This is a genomic window from Hafnia sp., assembly GCF_036648275.1.
Lineage (GTDB): Bacteria > Pseudomonadota > Gammaproteobacteria > Enterobacterales > Enterobacteriaceae > Hafnia > Hafnia alvei.
Window position 1 is genome coordinate 1 of sequence record NZ_JAVXIQ010000043.1, and the last position, 17,233, is coordinate 17,233.

Below are 17,233 nucleotides of genomic sequence, written 5' to 3' on the forward strand. Positions count from 1 at the left end.
TATGCATAAATTTACCGCCGGTGGGGACTTCCACCCCGCCCTGAGAATAAGCAGGCCAACTATAACGCTAATGACTAATTTGGGCAATCGGCTTTCCTGATTATCCAAGAACGATCACAGAGGTTTATCCGTTAGCCAACTCGCATTACACTATGGACTTAAAGCATCACGGCTATGCCGCAGCTCAATATCATCGTCATTCGTTCTGATCGTGGTGTGAAGCCACAACGCATGACCATAACGACCAAGGAACACTCCATGATTGACCCGAAGAAAATTGAACAAATTGCTCGTCAGGTGCATGAGTCTATGCCAAAAGGACTGCGTGAGTTCGGGGATGATGTCGAGAAGAAGATACGCCAAATCCTACAAGCACAGTTCAACCGTATGGATTTAGTCAACCGTGAAGAGTTTGACGTGCAGACTCAAGTTCTCATGCGTACCCGCGAGAAACTCGCCCTGATGGAACAACGCCTTTCTGCGCTAGAAGAAAAACTGGCGGCAACAGAGACGACGACCAAAGACGCGGAATAATCCAACTCAGCCCCAAAAGTAAAACGGAAGCTTAGGCTTCCGTTTTTTGTTTGTTCAATATGCAAGAAAACAACAGTACTAATACGAATCTAGGCACCCGCGACGGCGCGCTTCGGCAGGAAAGCCCACAGAGCGGCTAACATAACCATGGCGTACGCACTTTTCCATCCCACCATATACAGCAACAGTAAGCATAATACTCCACCTATTGCCGCCATCAGGCGTGAACGCCCTTTCAGCAATCGACACCCCGCCAACATGCACAGTAGATAGATCATAATAAAAATACCATTGGCATAGATGATCAATTCATCTAAAGCGATACCTAGCGTGAAAATGCCAACCGCACATACCAAGCAACAGCCAAGAACCACATTTAACGCATTAACCGGCGCCTGACGTGCAGAAAGTTTCGCCAAACGACTGTTCTGCTTTAGCTGAGCCTGTGACCAAACTAAACGAGCAAAACTTTGAGTATAAATATTCAGGCTGGCAAAACAGGCAAGATAGCCAATAATACAGGCGACCCAAAGCGCTTTCTGTCCAAACAGTTGAACCACTATCCCCGGCAATGACGCAGCCGCTGCTTTTTCCGCGCCGAAAGCATTGAAGTGCAGTACGGCAACCGTACATCCCCAATAGACAATCCCAGCCAACAGCAAACCTATTATCAGCGCCCGCGGGAAATCACGTTCAGGATGCTTAAATTCAGAAGCCAAATGAGCAAAGGCTTCTAAGCCCACAAAGCACCAGAACATCACTGCCAAAGCGGAGAATAAATTACTAGGGCTAACATCAGACGGTTGAGGGAATGGAATTTCGGCAGGAGAGATCCCCCCGCGCCACCAAATAGCAGCCACAAGTGCCACAACCAGTGCAGCAATCAACGTCTGAAGGTTAGCGCTGGAACCGGCGCCTCGTGTACCGAGAAACCACACCGCGCTCAGAGTTCCGACCTCGACCAACAGTAGCTGCCAACCATGCCAGCCGAACATGGCCTGCCAAAAGCCTGCTGCAATTTGTAATGCCGCAGGCAAACCAACGGGGATAACCGAAAGAAATAGCCAGCCCGTGACTCGGGCCATATGCGGCCCAAATGCCATACCGACGAAATGGGCAGCGCCGCCAGCGCTAGGAAAATGACGCCCTAGCGCGGCAAAACCAATAGCAATCGGAAAAACGAGCACAATCAGAATGGGCCAAGCCCATAAACTATCATTGCCCGCCACTAATGCCGCCAACGCAGGAACGGCAAATACCCCCGTTCCTAACAATGACGTCGACAGTAGCCCCACGCCCTGAGCCAATCCCAGCTCTTGCTTTAATCCACTCACAGTGTGTTCCGATTGTCGTGCGTCAGGCCTTTACTCGTGCCCCTGACGAATGGTTTTTATAATATTGGTGGTTGAGCAGCCATCTTCAAAGTTCAGCACACGCACTTCACCACCTGCAGCAATAACCTCTTTGCCACCAGCAATATCTTCCGGCTTGTAATCGCCACCTTTGACCAGCAGGTCTGGCAAAATTTCAGAGATAATGCGCTGCGGAGTATCTTCTTCAAACGAGATAACCCAATCCACCGCTTCCAACGCCGCCAGCACAATCATACGCTGCGCCAGCGCATTCACCGGACGCTCTTCGCCTTTTAGTCGTTTGGTTGATGCATCGCTGTTAACCGCGACAATCAGGCGATCGCCAAGCTTACGCGCATTAGCTAAATAAGAGACATGTCCCGCGTGGAGAATGTCAAAAACGCCGTTGGTCATAACGACTTTTTCACCACGCTGGCGAGCATTAGCGACGGCCACTTTTAGCTCGTCTTGACTCATTACGCCAAAGCCCGTCTCGCTGCGTCCACGAATGGCATTTTCCAATTCAATCGGAGAAACCGTTGACGTCCCCAGCTTGCCAACCACGACACCGGCGCCAGCATTCGCCAAGAAACAGGCTTCTTCCAATGAAGTGCCTGCGGCAATACACGTTGCCAACACACCAATAACCGTATCACCCGCACCGGTTACGTCATAAACTTCCTGCGCCTGCGTCGGCATGTGCAAAGGTGGCTGGTCGTGCTGCAGTAGCGTCATGCCTTGCTCAGAACGCGTCACCAACAACGCCGTCAGCTCAAATTCACGCATCAGTTGTAACCCACGCTCGACCAACTCTTCATCGGTTTTGCAGCGGCCAACAACGGCTTCAAATTCAGACAGATTTGGCGTTAACAACGTGGCACCGCGGTAGCGCTCAAAATCGGTACCTTTCGGATCAATCAGCACAGGTACATTCGCCGCACGCGCTAATTGAATCATCTGCTGGACGGAGTTCAGAGCGCCTTTCGCGTAATCGGATAAAATTAGCGCACCTAATTTTGGCAATACGTGCTGAATTCTGTCGAAGATCGGTTGAGGATCAATACTGCTAAAGCCCTCTTCAAAATCGAGACGAATCAGTTGCTGGTTACGCGATAAAACACGCAGTTTTGTAATTGTCGGATGCGTCGGCACAGAGACAAAATCGCATTTAACATTCACTTCACCCAGCTTCGCGCTCAGCGCTCTGGCCGCATCATCGATGCCGGTCAAACCCACCAAACGGGCGTTTGCACCAAGGGATGCAATGTTCATGGCCACGTTAGCCGCACCGCCAGGACGCTCCTCAACGGTATCCACTTTTACGACAGGCACTGGCGCTTCCGGTGAAATACGGCTGGTGGGTCCATACCAGTAGCGATCTAACATTACGTCACCCACAACCAGTACGTTGGCATGACGGAAATCAGGTAGGGTTACTTTCATCCCCAGACTCCAAAACAGACTAAGATGGCGGCGATATTATCACAAGCGCCGTTATTTCTATTACAATAGGCTCTCAATTCATTGACCGAGGTTCTGGTTTCTCCGTTATGGCTGACAATCACGTTTACCCGAAATTCGAGCGCGAACTACTGCACCCACGTTACTGGTTAACTTGGCTAGGGCTCGGAGTGCTATACATTTTAGTCCTCTTGCCCTATCCGTGGCTGTTTAAATTAGGAACGTGGTTAGGCAGAACTGCGATGAAGTTTATGAAACGCCGGGTAAAAATTTCTTTGCGTAATTTGGAGCTCTGCTTCCCTGAAATGTCAGAGTCTGAGCGCAAAGAAAGAGTTGCCAAAAATTTTGAGTCCGTAGGTATGGGGCTTATTGAAACCGGCATGGCTTGGTTTTGGCCAACGTGGCGAATTAACCGCTGGTGTAAAGCCGAAGGGCTAGAAAACATCACCAAAGCACAACAGGAAGGAAAAGGTGTTTTGCTGATTGGTTTGCATTTTCTCACGCTGGAATTGGGCGCTCGCATTTTTGGCGTTCACAATCCCGGCGTGGGTGTTTATCGCCCGAACGACAACAAAGTTGTCGACTGGATGCAAACTTGGGGACGTCTACGATCTAACAAATATATGCTGGATCGAAAAGACGTTAAAGGCATGATCCGAGCGTTGAAAGAGGGTGAAATTGTCTGGTATGCGCCAGACCACGATTACGGCCCCCGCAGCAGCGTATTCGTGCCACTATTTGCCGTAGAACAGGCTGCGACCACCACCGGCACATACATTCTGGCACGTATGGGAAAACCTGCGATTATTCCGTTCAATGCCATTCGAGCCGAAGATGGCAGTGGCTACACCATGATTATTCAGCCACGTTTGGAAGATTTCCCGCTAGAAAACGAAACCGTAGCGGCAGCAGCGATGAATAAAGTCGTTGAGCAAGAAATTTTACGCGCGCCGAATCAATATATGTGGATGCACCGCCGCTTCAAGACTCGCCCGAAAGGAATGCCTTCGCGCTATTAGCAGCCAGATAATGAATAGCTAAATAGATACACGGCAACGGTTTCAAGGACGAAGCCACTAATACCCAAAGACTAAGAAATCCATCGCCCCAACAATGTCATCTCGGCAATAATTCAAGTCATCGACTTGCTCACCCAGTTGGGACAGGGCAACCCCCGACATCTGCGGCGTCATCAACAGCACCTCTTGTCCTTCAATCTTAAAGCTCAAGATCAAACGTTCTTGCTCAGCCAACGGCGATGATGGATTTCTCAATCCCAGCGGGATGACCATTCGAGTAGACAGAGATGACAAAAAATCGTGCTGAACATCCAGAAGATAGGGAAAGCGCTTTGCCGACGCGCGATCCCGGTTTGCATATACGCAAAACTGGCTCATCAGAAAGACCTCAGGCCATCACTGAATACGCCATGCTCTTCCACATCCTGATTGTACGCAGCAATGCTTTGACGATTATTTGCCAGCCACTGCTGTTGCCCTTTGGCAATCACTGCCCGTTGCAGTGCATCCTCCATCACTGCAGATAAATTGATATTGAGTGCCTTTGCCTGCTGTATCAGTCCTTGATCGATGCTCACATTAACCGCCTTTTTGCTGCCCGTTAGCAGTGTTTTACGTTTCATACTAAAATCTCATGCGCATAAATTATGCGCATTATAGAACAACAAAAAGACAAATGAATAAAATTTGCGCACAACTTCTCAAAGATTATATTTTCTCACCCAGCCACTTGGCCCAGCTTTGACGAACCTGCTCACGCTCGGCAACAAACATATCCAACCCAACCGTTCCTGACTGCTCTTGCAGAGCCAAGTGATGGATCGCATCACGCATCGTGACATATGCTTTGGTCAGCGCCGCGGCCTCATCATCAGGCATGATGTTGTAGTTTGCCATCAACTCGAAAATACGTACGTTATCAGACCAGCGAGTAAGCCGAGGTTCTTGGGCCGCGTAGTTCAACACGAGATATTGTGCAATGAACTCAATGTCAGTGATGCCGCCTTCATCTGCTTTAATATCAAACATCTCGCGATGCTTGCCCCCTAAATGTTGGCGCATTTTTTCGCGCATCTCACGCACCTCGATCTTCAGCGTATCGCCGACTCGAGGGCGGCATAGGATCTCATGTCGAATGGCGTCAAACTGCTGATGGATTTGTGTATCGCCGTAGACTGGGCGGGCGCGCACCAAAGCTTGATGTTCCCATGTCCAGGCCTCGTTACGCTGATATTCTGCGAAAGACTCCACGGTACTAACCAACATTCCCGACGCCCCCGATGGGCGCAGGCGAGCATCCACTTCGTATAAAATGCCAGAGGACGTTCGGGTACTGAACAGATGCATGATGCGCTGCGCCAAACGCAGATAGAACTGACGCCCGTCAATGCTACGTTCTCCGCTGGTCATCACATCAGAAGGGCAATCCAACAGGAAAACCAGATCCAGATCAGAACTGTATCCCAACTCCCAGCCACCGAGCTTACCGTAGCCAAGCACCGCAAACCCACGCCCTTCTCGTCCTTGCAAGTGAGTCGGTTGACCATAGCGCGCAACCATATGAGTCCATGCCTGTTGTACTACGGCATCAATCATCGCTTCGGCCAAATAGGTGAGATGATCGCTAACTTTCATCACCGGCAGCGCACCAGATATATCACTAGCAGCAATTCTTAGTTGATGTGCATGCTTAAACTGGCGCAACGCCTCAAGATTTTGCTCTTCATCATCGGCGGGAACACGCATCAAATATTGGCGCAATTCATCTTGGTAAGCATCCTGCGGCACGGGTTGATACAGCGTGTTGGGATCAAGTAACTCATCCAGCAACAGCGGATAACGAGCCAACTGCGTCGCCACCATCGGCGATGCCGCACACAGGCGGATAAGCTGGCTCAGCGCAGCGCGATACTCGACCAACAGTTCCAGATAAGTGGTGCGCGTTACGATATTTAATAACAAAGGTGTTAGACGTTGCAGTACACGTACGGCATCTTCTCGGGCACAAACTTCACCTAACAACTCTGGCATTAACTGGCCCAGCACTTCTCGACCACGCGGACCGATGGTGCGTTTATCCACATCATTACGAAAATCATTGATGCATCTGAGCAGTAACTGACGCGATTCGCCCTCTAACTGCGGAGTAAAAGGGTCAAGATCGCTTTCATCAAGCGAATCCTGCCACAGCGCAGCAAACTGCTCGCTAGGTGCCGTCTCACCGCCTTCATTCCCCTCGTCATCGCCAATAAGCTCGTTAAAAATTAAACGAACACTGCGCATATGCTGATCTCGCTGTGCCATGAGTTCCGGCCAATCACCAAACCCCATTCCCCACGCTAAACGCGCCTGATTCAGCTCATCTGTCGGTAACGTTTGGGTTTGCTCATCATTGATGGCCTGCAGAAGATTTTCCAGACGACGCAAAAACAGGTAACTGCTGAGCAAAGATTCAACCTGCTCCGGCTGGAGCAGACCAAGCTGGCCGATAGCACGTAAAGAAGGCTGCAACGCCCGTTGTTGCAAACTGGGTTCACGACCCCCGCGGATCAGTTGGAAAACTTGGGTGATAAATTCAATCTCACGAATGCCCCCCGCCCCAAGCTTAATGTTATCTTTCAAACCCCTGCGCCGCACTTCACGGGCAATCATGCTTTTCATGTTTCTCAGCGACTGAATCACGCTGAAATCAATATAGCGGCGAAAGACAAACGGGCGCAAAGTACGGCGTAGCTCTTGGCTGTAGGCATCTTCGCTGCCGCCCATCAACCGTGCTTTCACCATGGCATAACGTTCCCAGTCGCGCCCTTGCTCCTGATAATAATCCTCCAGCGCAGCAAAACTCAGCACCAAAGGACCGCTGTCGCCAAACGGACGCAACCGCATATCAACGCGGTAGACAAATCCGTCTACCGTGGGCTGATCGAGCGCTTTGATCAAACGCTGTCCCAAGCGGGTAAAGAACTGCGCGTTATCTAACTCACGCCGTCCTCCCTGAGTTACGCCGCTTTCTGGATAGGCAAAAATCAGATCGATATCCGAGGAAAAATTTAGTTCTCCACCGCCCAATTTCCCCATACCTAAAATCAACAGCGGCTGTGGCTCGCCCTGAGAATTACACGGTGTTCCCCATTCGGCACAGCATGTTTGATAGAGGCGATCGCGAGCAGTAATAATCAGTGTTTCAGCCAGTTCGCTTAGTTGGCGCAACGTATCGCTCGTTTCACACAGATTAAGCGATTGCATCCATGAAATACGCGCCAGCATATGTCGGCGAAACAGCCGTAGTCCGCGCATTAGGCTGGCTTCATCGAGAGCGTTTACTAATTGTTCGTCTAACCAATTAGCATAATTTTGCCACTCGTTAGACGTTGGAGGGGTGTCATGCAGTTGCTGCCACCATTCGGGATGCGTAATGAAATTTTCACTCATGAAGTCGCTTAGCGCGAGAGCACAAAGCTCCTCAGGAGAGGAAACGGCCAAACGCTCCGAGATTTGCGTGGCCTGAGCCTGCAACAAAGAGGGAAGCGGGCGGGAAGCAAACGCAGACATAGACACTCCCTTGAACATTCGCCTGTATTCAGGCGGAAAACGGTGCAGAACTCTCCTTCTTTGCTCTCTCCAGCGCTCACTGGAGAGGAGGCGTATGACTCAATGCCAAAGAAGGAGCGACGAATCAATGAGTACCATTCAACCAAAATACGGGCTGATCCATGGCATGCTTACGGGTAGATTCAATATATGCTTCCTGTTTCTGGATGATGGCTTGTTGCAGCGTCTGCCAACCAGATAAATATTGCGCAACATCCTCATCGGGATACGCACCTGACAGCACATGAAACGACAGCAGTTGGCGAACCAAACGCGTATATTTATCCTGATATTCGCCGCCATGATGCACATGGTCAAAGGCTTCCTTCAGCTCAGCACCGGCCCGACCTAACATGATGTCAGCAAAGCGCTTGAAGGATGCATTCAATTTAGTTTGAGTTTTCTCATTCACAAAAGAACGCCAGCCTGCGGTCGCTATCCAGCGAGTAAGTGCTAACTGGGTATTCAGATACAACGGGCTAAAACAGACCTTTTGTGCATCTAAACGCGGCGTCGCCAATTGTTCTTCCAGCGCGGTCAGCCCCGCACGCAGCTCAGTGCTTGCCTTACGCGGTACTAATCCACCGAACAGCACAAAAATCTGTCGCAGCAGTTCAACCGCTTCAAGTACGGTTTTCTGCGCTTTACGGTCACCCTGTAACCAAACTTCCTCGTTGGCTTGCCAGTGACGTAGTGCGAAGGTAAAGGCGTCGGTCATGCCCTGTTCGACGCTGGCTTTAGGCGCCACTTTCAGTATTCCAAGCGGAACAATTTCACGCTGCGGATTGCCTTTTGCCAAATGATAACCCCGCGCGGCTTTACTTAAACTGCCTAAGCGAAGTCCCCCTTCGGCGGTAATCTCCTGCGCAAAGGCCAGCAAATCTTCGCGGCTACCCGATTTCAGCTCCAGCTCAATCTCATATAGCGGCTCGCTCAGCTCGCCGGCTTTGACCTCGCCTTGATCCAACGCAACCTCTATCTCGCTGGAACGGTAAGTAACCACCCACTTTTCACGCGCAAAATGCGTGCTAAATACGGGAGATAGCGCAGCTTGCAATGCATCAACATCGCAACCCTTCGGCCAAACTTCTGGTGGAAGCAGACGAATATCTAAATCGGCGCCTTTCAGTTCAACGTTAAACTCAGGTCGCTGGTGCAGGCCACCAATGGTTTTCCCCGCCGTTTTGAGCGTCATCTCATAGCGATCGCCATAGCCACGAACGCGTAATCCCATGTCATAGCCACGTAACGTGTTTTCAGACGTCTCATAATAGATATTGGTCAGTTTTTGAGCCGCCGTATGTACATTTGGCCACGGGGCCAAACGCGCAGATAGTTGTTCCGCGACTTCTGGCGTAGCGATGAATTTTAGTTCGATTTCTACGGTCATAGCTTCGGTCATAGTTTCATTCACATTAAGGTTTTACCGAACTATATCAATAAGTTCAGTTTGAAATACAAAAATTGTGTGCAACACAAAACACATCAGTTAACATGCGCACCCTTCTGACAACTTTTGCGCAGAAAACCATCAAAAGGTGCATGAGTGATGCCAGTAAATACTATTTTAGGATTGTTTGCCAAGTCTCCCCTGAAACCGCTTCAGGAACATGCTAGCCGCGTGCATGAATGCTGCTCGCTGCTGGTACCTTTCTTTCAAGCCACCGCTCAACAGCAGTGGGATGAAGCCCAACATATTCGTGAGCTGATTTCTACTCTGGAAAAGCAGGCTGACGTGCTTAAACGGGAAATTCGCCTCAAGTTACCGCGCGGCCTATTTCTGCCGGTTGACCGCTCCGACATGCTTGATTTAGTCACCCAGCAGGATCGTTTGGCCAATCGCGCCAAGGATATTGCGGGTCGTGTCATTGGTCGCAATTTGCAGGTACCACAGCAAATGCAGGCAGATTTCATGGTCTACCTACAACGTTGCCTAGATGCTACCACGCAGGCGAATAAAGTGATCCACGAACTGGACGAACTTTTAGAAACCGGCTTCCGTGGACGCGAAGCATCCTTAGTAGAGCAAATGGTGATGGAGTTAGATCACATTGAAGATGACACCGATCATCAGCAGATCCTACTGCGTCAAGCATTGCTCGTCCTCGAACCACAACATAACCCTATCGACGTGATGTGCCTGTATCAGGTCATGGAGTGGATTGGCAGTCTTGCCGACGAATCTCTGCGCGTCGGTTCTCGCCTTGAGATGATGCTGGCTCGCGGCTAACCCTTGGTTTCTTATTGTTAACTTTAATCTTTTATATTTTGGACTCACATAAATGGCAATTATTGCTGACCACGGCACTTTGCTGATCCTCATCGCTGCATTTTTTGGCTTGCTGATGGCGATTGGTATCGGGGCTAATGACGTTGCAAACGCAATGGGCACCTCCGTTGGCGCCCGCGCTATCACCGTCCGTCAGGCGATTATTATCGCCATGATATTTGAATTCGCCGGTGCCTATTTGGCCGGTGGTGAAGTCACGCAAACCATTCGTAATGGCATTATTGATACTAGCGCGTTTAGCGCTCAGCCGGACGTGCTGATATTCGGCATGATGTCATCGTTGCTAGCCGCTGGTATCTGGCTCATCTTAGCCTCGATGATGGGCTGGCCGGTATCAACGACCCACTCCATCATTGGTGCAATTATTGGTTTTGCCTGCGTATCCGTCGGGCCTGATGCCGTCGAATGGGGCGGCGTGAAAGGTATTGTCGGCAGTTGGATCATTACGCCTCTCATTTCGGGCGTAGTGGCCTACGGTATTTTCCTCAGCGCTCAGCGCCTGATCTTTAATACCGATAAACCGTTTGCCAACGCCCGCCGCTATGGCCCTATTTATATGTTTTTGACGTCGCTGGTCATTTTGCTGGTGACCATCAAAAAAGGGTTAAAACACGTTGGGTTACACCTAACCAACGGCGAAACGTGGCTTATCTCTATCGCCCTCTCCGTTCTGGTGATGGTTGGCGGCTATTTCTACCTCGCGCGGAAATCCTTCGTCGATAATGCCGATGAAGAAGACCATTTCCGCGGCGTAGAAAAAGTATTCAGCCTATTAATGGTCATTACCGCCTGCGCGATGGCTTTCGCCCATGGCTCCAATGACGTCGCCAATGCGATTGGACCACTTTCCGCCATCGTTGCGATTGTGCATGATCCCATCGCACTAGCGTCTACCTCACCTATTGTTTGGTGGATATTACCACTGGGTGGAATTGGCATCGTGATTGGTTTAGCGTTGATGGGACGTCGTGTTATGGAAACCGTAGGCAGCGGCATCACCGACCTCACGCCAAGCCGTGGGTTCGCCGCGCAGTTTGCCACCGCGTCTACCGTGGTTATCGCATCAGGGACTGGGCTGCCAATCTCAACCACGCAAACGCTGGTGGGTGCCGTGTTAGGCGTAGGTTTTGCTCGCGGTATAGCGGCGTTAAATCTCAACGTTGTACGCAACATCGTCGCATCGTGGATCATTACGCTGCCAGCCGGTGCTGGATTATCGATCGTTCTGTTTTATATTTTGCAGGCGCTTTTTGGCTAATCTGCGCTTTTAGTTAATCCACCACTGAAAGCCAAATAAATAGATAAAACCACAGGTCTGATAAGCAATTATTAGGCCTGTTTATTTTTAGCGGCTGGCGTGGAACGTTGTCGCTGCCAGCGTTAGAAGTCAGAAAGTTCCCATTTCGGATTTTTCATTGCGTCGCCACACTGTTCCCCGTAGTATTTTGTCTCTTCATCCACTTAAAAATGAAAATCAGATGCATAAATTTCGCTTAGTTTGTTTAACACTACTCGCCGCCTGCTTTACGCTGAACGCCCATGCTGAAGAGAAGCGCTACATTTCCGACGAACTGAATACTTATGTCCACAGTGGCCCAGGTAACCAGTATCGTATTGTCGGAACACTGAATGCGGGTGAAGAAGTTGAGCTGTTGAGCGTTAATGCAGATAACAAATATGGTCAGGTGCGCGACGCTAAAGGCCGTACCGTGTGGCTACCGATGGAACAACTGAGTACCGAACCCAGTTTACGTAGCCGTGTTCCAGAGTTGGAACAGCAGGTCAAAACCTTAACGGACAAGCTAACCAATATCGATAACAGTTGGAACCAGCGCACCGCCGAAATGCAGCAAAAAGTCGCTAACAGTGACAACACCATCAACGGCCTAAAATCAGAGAATCAAAATCTGAAAGAACAACTGGCTAGCGCCCAAAAAAAGATGAGCGTCATCGATACCCAATTGGATGATAAAAAACGCGCCATCTTCATGGAGTGGTTCCTCTACGGCGGCGGCGTCGCAGGTGGTGGCCTGCTGCTAGGCCTGCTTTTACCGCGCCTAATCCCGCGCCGGAAAAAAGATCGCTGGATGAACTAATCACTCATGAAAAAAACGCCGCTTGCGGCGTTTTTTGTTTCTGCACTCGTAAGGTTTGTCGTAACCTATAGTTAACAAATCATCTGTTCCAAACAATTGTTTTATTCCTTTCATATCTTGAGTGACGATAACGTTGCAGCAAATATGTGGGGTATCTCTGAGGAAGTAAGTTTGAAGATTTTCTTGGTCGGCGGAGCCGTACGCGATAAACGATTAAATTTACCGGTTTATGATCGCGACTGGGTGATTGAAGGTGCAACCCCAGAAGAACTTATTGCGCAGGGGTTTGAGCAAGTTGGGAAAGATTTTCCCGTTTTTCTACACCCAAAGTCTCACGAAGAATATGCGCTGGCGCGTACTGAGCGTAAGTCAGGCCGTGGTTACACTGGTTTTGTCACCTACTTCGCTCCCGATGTGACGCTAGAGCAGGATTTGCTGCGCCGCGATCTCACCATAAACGCCATGGCTGAAAGCGCTGATGGCACGCTTATCGATCCCTATGGCGGCCTAGACGACTTAAATAACAAAGTGTTACGCCACGTCTCGGATGCGTTTCATGAAGACCCACTCCGCGTTTTGCGCGTCGCTCGCTTTGCTGCTCGCTTTGCCCATCTAGGATTCCATGTTGCAGCAGAAACCATAGCGTTGATGACGCAAATGACCACTGACAACGAGTTGCAGAATCTCACTCCAGAGCGCGTCTGGCGTGAAACTGAAAAAGCATTGATGACGCAAAGCCCGCAGATCTATTTCCAAGTGTTGCGCGACTGCGGTGCGCTGGCCATTTTATTTCCGGAAATCGATAATCTGTTTGGCGTACCGGCTCCAGAAAAGTGGCACCCGGAAATTGATACCGGAATACATACGCTAATGGCGCTTGCAATGGCCGCTAAACTCACTGAAGAGGTTGATGTACGGTTCGCCACGCTAACGCATGATTTAGGCAAAGGCCTAACACCGCCTGAGCTCTGGCCACATCACCATGGACACGGCCCTGCGGGCGTGAAACTGGTGGAAGCACTTTGCCAACGTATGCGCGTTCCTAATGCCGTTCGAGAATTAGCAAAAATTGTGGCTGAATATCACGATCTTATCCATACCGTGGAAAAATTACGGCCAGTCACTCTGCTCAAATTATTTGATTCTATTGATGTATGGCGCAAACCTCATCGTTTGGATCAAATGATTATGACCAGCGAAGCCGATGCGCGAGGCAGAACCGGTTTTGAAAATAATCCCTATCCACAGGGTGATTATCTGCGGGCAGCCTATAAAGTGGCCGAAGGTGTATCTGTACGAGACGTCGTGGATGCGGGATTCAAAGGGCAGCAAATTCGTGAAGAGTTACAGCAACGCCGTCTGCATGCGCTAAAAACGTGGAAACAAGAAGCTTCGCCTCAAGAAGACACAAATAGTCGCTAGAACACCAGATCAAAAAGGCCTCGGTATAAACCTGAGGCCTTTTTTCATCTCATCAGAAATCCCTTACAGGAACACCATATAGACCACTGCCGCAACGATAAAACGATAAATCGCGAATGGTACAAAAGAGATACGTTTAATCACGCTGAGGAAGGTTTTAATCGCAATCAGCGCCACGATAAACGCCGTGACGAATCCCACCGCAAACATGGGCAAATCAGCCACTGAGAGAAACGGCAGACTTTTATACAGCTCTAACGCCGTTGCGCCCATCATCATTGGTACAGCCAAAATGAAAGAGAATTCAGACGCTGCAAAGCGGCTCACGCCCATCAGCATACCGCCGGAAATAGTGGCTCCTGAGCGGGAAAAACCAGGCCAAAGCGCAAGACACTGAAAACAACCGATCATAAACGCCTGACGATAGGTAATATCATCCAGCCCTACCGCTCGCGGCTGCTTCGGCTTGAGCCATTCTGCGGCCAACAGTAGAAAACCGCCAACAACCAAAGCATACACAACGGTACGTGGCGCAAAGAGCGTCTTAATCGCATCGTGAAACACTAACCCCATCACCACCGCAGGGATCATCGCCAGAATAATATGCCCTAGCGTTAAATGCCCCTGAGTTTTTCCTTCATGCAAGGGAGGCTGACCAAAGTGGATGCCGATCAAACCAAACAGGCGACGCCAGAACATCACTACAACGGCTAAAATCGAGCCTAGCTGAATGATAACTTCAAAGGTTTTCGCTTTATCACCTTCAAATCCCAGCCAGTGCCCGACAATAATCATATGTCCCGTTGACGAAACGGGCAAAAACTCGGTAACACCCTCTACAACCCCAAGAATAAACGCATTGATCAGCAAATGCAGATCCATAAAAGCACTACCCTTTTTAAACGCGCAATAAACGCAAAAAAGTGACGCTATTGCGCCACTTATGATGTAAGACTGTGACTAGGCTAAATCAATAAAGTTTCGCCAATATGACATAAAAATCACACTGTTCTCACAAATTAAATCCGCTTTCCGCGTTCAATCTGTACGCCAACGCTTTTGGCGTGGGCAACCGCCCCTGGCTTACTCACTTTAATTCGTACCCAAGGGCTATTAAATCTATCCATCAGCATCACAGCCACTTCTTCCGCAACTCGCTCAACCAAAGCAAACTGATTCGGCTCAACATGCTTGATGACGGCTTCACTGACATCGGCGTAACTTAAACAGTCAGACACATCGTCACTCAGCGCTGCTTTGCGATTATCCCACGCCAGCTCTATATCAAATACCAGCTTTTGGCGAATGGTTTGCTCCCAGTCATAAACACCAATTGTGGTAATGACGGTTAATTCTTCAATAAATACGATGTCCATCACGTGATTCTCGGTTTTTGCCTTTGGTTGGATACCACTTCTGTTTGAATGTGCGTATTATCCACAGATATGGTTGTTAAAACGACCCTTAACCTTTATACCCTTTTATGTCTTTTGATGTAAAAAACAACGAACGTAAGACGGAGCTGAGTTATGAGTGCGACTGCGTTAGGCATGATTATTCTCGCATACCTGTGCGGCTCCATTTCCAGCGCTATTGTCGTCTGTCGAGTGGCGGGTCTACCCGATCCACGTGAGAACGGCTCTGGAAATCCGGGAGCCACCAATGTGTTACGCATTGGGGGCAAAACCGCCGCCGCTGCTGTGCTAATTTTTGATGTGCTCAAAGGTATGCTACCCGTTTGGCTAGCCTATAAATTTGACGTTGCACCTCTTTACCTTGGATTGACCGCAATAGCGGCCTGCCTAGGCCATATCTACCCGGTATTTTTTCATTTCCGCGGTGGGAAAGGCGTGGCGACAGCATTCGGAGCCATCGCACCTATCGGTTGGGATCTTACCGGTCTCATGACCGTAACATGGCTGCTCACCGTGTTGCTGAGTGGTTATTCTTCACTTGGCGCAATCGTCAGCGCGCTGGTTGCTCCGTTTTATGTATGGTGGTTCACCCCCCAGTTTACGTTTCCGGTTGCAATGCTTTCCTGCTTAATTCTGATGCGTCACCACGACAACATCCAACGTTTGTGGCGCGGACAAGAAAGCAAAATCTGGAAGAAACTCAAAAAGCCAACAAAAGAAGCCGACCCGACTTCTGAAGACTCGGCTTCTGAGAAAAAGCATACCGACCAATAGCAAAATGGCGACCTACAGGTCGCCATTTTCAGATTCACATATTGCTAGCTATCAACGTTACACCGCTGGCAGCTCAGCTAAAGGCCAACGTGGACGAACGGAAACACTCAGGTCGGCATTTACACCGCTCTTCAGTCGAACCATTCCGGCGTACGCAATCATCGCGCCATTGTCGGTACAAAACTCAGGGCGGGCATAAAAGACTTCACCACCGCGCTTTTTCATCATTTCGGCCAGACGAGCTCGCAGCGTACGGTTAGCGCTAACCCCACCGGCCATCACCAAACGTTTGAATCCTGTTTGCTCTAATGCACGTTTGCATTTAATCGCCAGTGTATCAACTACGGCATCTTCAAATGCACGTGCAATATCTGCGCGCGTTTGCTCGTCGGCCTCATTATTACGGATAGTGTTCGCGGCGAAGGTTTTCAAACCGGAAAAACTGAAATCAAGGCCGGGGCGATCGGTCATTGGGCGAGGGAAAACAAAGCGTCCGGCCTCTCCCTGCTGCGCCATTTTCGATAACATTGGGCCGCCCGGGTAGTCTAACCCCAGCAGTTTAGCGGTTTTATCGAAAGCTTCACCGGCGGCGTCATCAATAGATTCGCCTAACAATTCGTATTGCCCCATACCGGTTACGCTGATGAGCTGGGTATGCCCGCCAGAAACGAGTAGCGCAACAAACGGAAACGCAGGAGGATTATCTTCCAGCATTGGAGCGAGCAAATGGCCTTCCATATGATGAACAGGAACCGCAGGTAAATCCCATGCAAATGCCAACGCACGTCCCACGGTCGCGCCTACCAATAACGCACCAACCAGACCTGGCCCTGCGGTATATGCGACGCCATCGAGATCTTTTGCCGTTAAATTGGCTTCTTTTAGGGCCGCCTGAATCAGGGGAATGGTTTTGCGCACATGGTCGCGAGATGCCAGTTCAGGGACAACGCCACCGTAATCAGCATGTAGTTTTATCTGGCTATACAACTGGTTAGCCAAAATACCTTGTTCATCGTCATAAATGGCGATACCGGTTTCATCACAGGATGTTTCGATGCCCAGAATGCGCATGGCGGCTCCAACAACTTTTCTCCAACAACTAAGGTGGCGCATAATAGCACAATTCAGCTATACTGTTCCGCTTTCGTGCTGTGGCAAATTAACCGACTAAAAACCACCTGCTATCCTTGCTGTAACAAGTCAACGTAACAGTTGGATAGTGAAAATCCTGTGGACATTAGCGCATCATTGCTTTACAAAGCGGTGCTGTTCGGATTAA

At 49.8% G+C, this 17,233-nt stretch carries 16 protein-coding genes; 7 read left to right on the plus strand and 9 right to left on the minus strand.

Annotated elements, in window-relative coordinates:
- Positions 1-258 precede the first annotated feature (258 nt).
- The gene (ubiK, locus tag RSC70_RS19930; protein ID WP_008814971.1) at positions 259-534 is read left to right on the plus strand and encodes a ubiquinone biosynthesis accessory factor UbiK; all 276 of its coding nucleotides are present in this window, start codon (positions 259-261) and stop codon (positions 532-534) included.
- Positions 535-623: 89 nt separating this feature from the next.
- On the opposite strand, the gene yjeH is transcribed toward ubiK, so the two are convergent.
- Complete coding sequence (yjeH, locus tag RSC70_RS19935) at positions 624-1,868, minus strand: L-methionine/branched-chain amino acid transporter (RefSeq protein WP_039187939.1); 1,245 nt, start codon at positions 1,866-1,868, stop codon at positions 624-626.
- Between the two features lie 30 nt (positions 1,869-1,898).
- Entirely contained in the window at positions 1,899-3,329 is a 1,431-nt protein-coding gene (gene hldE / locus RSC70_RS19940) for a bifunctional D-glycero-beta-D-manno-heptose-7-phosphate kinase/D-glycero-beta-D-manno-heptose 1-phosphate adenylyltransferase HldE (RefSeq protein WP_008814969.1), read from the minus strand.
- 107 nt (positions 3,330-3,436) lie between these two features.
- Between hldE and RSC70_RS19945 the strand changes: the two genes are divergently transcribed.
- The gene (locus RSC70_RS19945; protein ID WP_008814968.1) at positions 3,437-4,366 is read left to right on the plus strand and encodes a Kdo(2)-lipid IV(A) acyltransferase; all 930 of its coding nucleotides are present in this window, start codon (positions 3,437-3,439) and stop codon (positions 4,364-4,366) included.
- Between the two features lie 57 nt (positions 4,367-4,423).
- Here RSC70_RS19945 and RSC70_RS19950 read toward each other — a convergent pair whose 3' ends face one another.
- The 4 genes from RSC70_RS19950 to RSC70_RS19965 form a co-directional block, all read right to left on the minus strand.
- Positions 4,424-4,744, minus strand: coding sequence for a CcdB family protein (locus RSC70_RS19950; RefSeq protein WP_008814967.1), 321 nt, complete (start codon positions 4,742-4,744; stop codon positions 4,424-4,426).
- On the minus strand, positions 4,744-4,989 hold the full coding sequence (locus RSC70_RS19955) for a type II toxin-antitoxin system CcdA family antitoxin (protein WP_008814966.1): 246 nt from the start codon (positions 4,987-4,989) through the stop codon (positions 4,744-4,746). Before RSC70_RS19955 ends, RSC70_RS19950 begins: the two co-directional genes overlap by 1 nt.
- Positions 4,990-5,074: 85 nt before the next feature.
- Complete coding sequence (gene glnE, locus RSC70_RS19960) at positions 5,075-7,918, minus strand: bifunctional [glutamate--ammonia ligase]-adenylyl-L-tyrosine phosphorylase/[glutamate--ammonia-ligase] adenylyltransferase (RefSeq protein WP_114445135.1); 2,844 nt, start codon at positions 7,916-7,918, stop codon at positions 5,075-5,077.
- 124 nt (positions 7,919-8,042) lie between these two features.
- On the minus strand, positions 8,043-9,347 hold the full coding sequence (locus RSC70_RS19965; protein WP_332543366.1) for an inorganic triphosphatase: 1,305 nt from the start codon (positions 9,345-9,347) through the stop codon (positions 8,043-8,045).
- Between the two features lie 159 nt (positions 9,348-9,506).
- Between RSC70_RS19965 and RSC70_RS19970 the strand changes: the two genes are divergently transcribed.
- From RSC70_RS19970 to RSC70_RS19985, 4 genes are all read left to right on the plus strand, one after another.
- On the plus strand, positions 9,507-10,187 hold the full coding sequence (locus RSC70_RS19970; protein ID WP_008814963.1) for a TIGR00153 family protein: 681 nt from the start codon (positions 9,507-9,509) through the stop codon (positions 10,185-10,187).
- 52 nt (positions 10,188-10,239) lie between these two features.
- Positions 10,240-11,505 (plus strand): inorganic phosphate transporter, encoded by a 1,266-nt coding sequence (locus RSC70_RS19975; protein WP_004846673.1) that lies wholly within the window; start codon positions 10,240-10,242, stop codon positions 11,503-11,505.
- 220 nt (positions 11,506-11,725) lie between these two features.
- Complete coding sequence (locus RSC70_RS19980) at positions 11,726-12,343, plus strand: TIGR04211 family SH3 domain-containing protein (RefSeq protein ID WP_004846672.1); 618 nt, start codon at positions 11,726-11,728, stop codon at positions 12,341-12,343.
- Between the two features lie 171 nt (positions 12,344-12,514).
- Complete coding sequence (locus tag RSC70_RS19985) at positions 12,515-13,765, plus strand: multifunctional CCA addition/repair protein (protein ID WP_332543364.1); 1,251 nt, start codon at positions 12,515-12,517, stop codon at positions 13,763-13,765.
- 63 nt (positions 13,766-13,828) lie between these two features.
- Here the strand turns inward: RSC70_RS19985 and bacA are convergent, their stop codons facing one another.
- Positions 13,829-14,647 (minus strand): undecaprenyl-diphosphate phosphatase, encoded by an 819-nt coding sequence (gene bacA / locus RSC70_RS19990; RefSeq protein ID WP_020303470.1) that lies wholly within the window; start codon positions 14,645-14,647, stop codon positions 13,829-13,831.
- Between the two features lie 137 nt (positions 14,648-14,784).
- Positions 14,785-15,141, minus strand: a complete 357-nt coding sequence (folB, locus tag RSC70_RS19995; RefSeq protein ID WP_004846669.1) for a bifunctional dihydroneopterin aldolase/7,8-dihydroneopterin epimerase — start codon at positions 15,139-15,141, stop codon at positions 14,785-14,787.
- 153 nt (positions 15,142-15,294) lie between these two features.
- On the opposite strand from folB, the gene plsY reads away from it, so the two are divergent.
- Complete coding sequence (gene plsY / locus RSC70_RS20000; protein ID WP_008814960.1) at positions 15,295-15,954, plus strand: glycerol-3-phosphate 1-O-acyltransferase PlsY; 660 nt, start codon at positions 15,295-15,297, stop codon at positions 15,952-15,954.
- Positions 15,955-16,011: 57 nt separating this feature from the next.
- On the opposite strand, the gene tsaD is transcribed toward plsY, so the two are convergent.
- Positions 16,012-17,025: a tRNA (adenosine(37)-N6)-threonylcarbamoyltransferase complex transferase subunit TsaD gene (gene tsaD, locus RSC70_RS20005; protein ID WP_008814959.1), complete on the minus strand. Its 1,014-nt coding sequence runs from the start codon at positions 17,023-17,025 to the stop codon at positions 16,012-16,014.
- Between the last annotated feature and the right edge of the window lie 208 nt (positions 17,026-17,233).

Coding starts and splice junctions, on each gene's coding strand:
- RSC70_RS19965 (WP_332543366.1), bottom strand. CDS start 9,347: ATGACCGTAGAAATCGAACTAAAATTCATCGCTACGCCAGAAGTCGCG.
- RSC70_RS19945 (WP_008814968.1), top strand. CDS start 3,437: ATGGCTGACAATCACGTTTACCCGAAATTCGAGCGCGAACTACTGCAC.
- tsaD (WP_008814959.1), bottom strand. CDS start 17,025: ATGCGCATTCTGGGCATCGAAACATCCTGTGATGAAACCGGTATCGCC.
- bacA (WP_020303470.1), bottom strand. CDS start 14,647: ATGGATCTGCATTTGCTGATCAATGCGTTTATTCTTGGGGTTGTAGAG.
- ubiK (WP_008814971.1), top strand. CDS start 259: ATGATTGACCCGAAGAAAATTGAACAAATTGCTCGTCAGGTGCATGAG.
- RSC70_RS19970 (WP_008814963.1), top strand. CDS start 9,507: ATGCCAGTAAATACTATTTTAGGATTGTTTGCCAAGTCTCCCCTGAAA.
- folB (WP_004846669.1), bottom strand. CDS start 15,141: ATGGACATCGTATTTATTGAAGAATTAACCGTCATTACCACAATTGGT.
- hldE (WP_008814969.1), bottom strand. CDS start 3,329: ATGAAAGTAACCCTACCTGATTTCCGTCATGCCAACGTACTGGTTGTG.
- RSC70_RS19955 (WP_008814966.1), bottom strand. CDS start 4,989: ATGAAACGTAAAACACTGCTAACGGGCAGCAAAAAGGCGGTTAATGTG.
- plsY (WP_008814960.1), top strand. CDS start 15,295: ATGAGTGCGACTGCGTTAGGCATGATTATTCTCGCATACCTGTGCGGC.
- glnE (WP_114445135.1), bottom strand. CDS start 7,918: ATGTCTGCGTTTGCTTCCCGCCCGCTTCCCTCTTTGTTGCAGGCTCAG.
- RSC70_RS19975 (WP_004846673.1), top strand. CDS start 10,240: ATGGCAATTATTGCTGACCACGGCACTTTGCTGATCCTCATCGCTGCA.
- RSC70_RS19980 (WP_004846672.1), top strand. CDS start 11,726: ATGCATAAATTTCGCTTAGTTTGTTTAACACTACTCGCCGCCTGCTTT.
- RSC70_RS19950 (WP_008814967.1), bottom strand. CDS start 4,744: ATGAGCCAGTTTTGCGTATATGCAAACCGGGATCGCGCGTCGGCAAAG.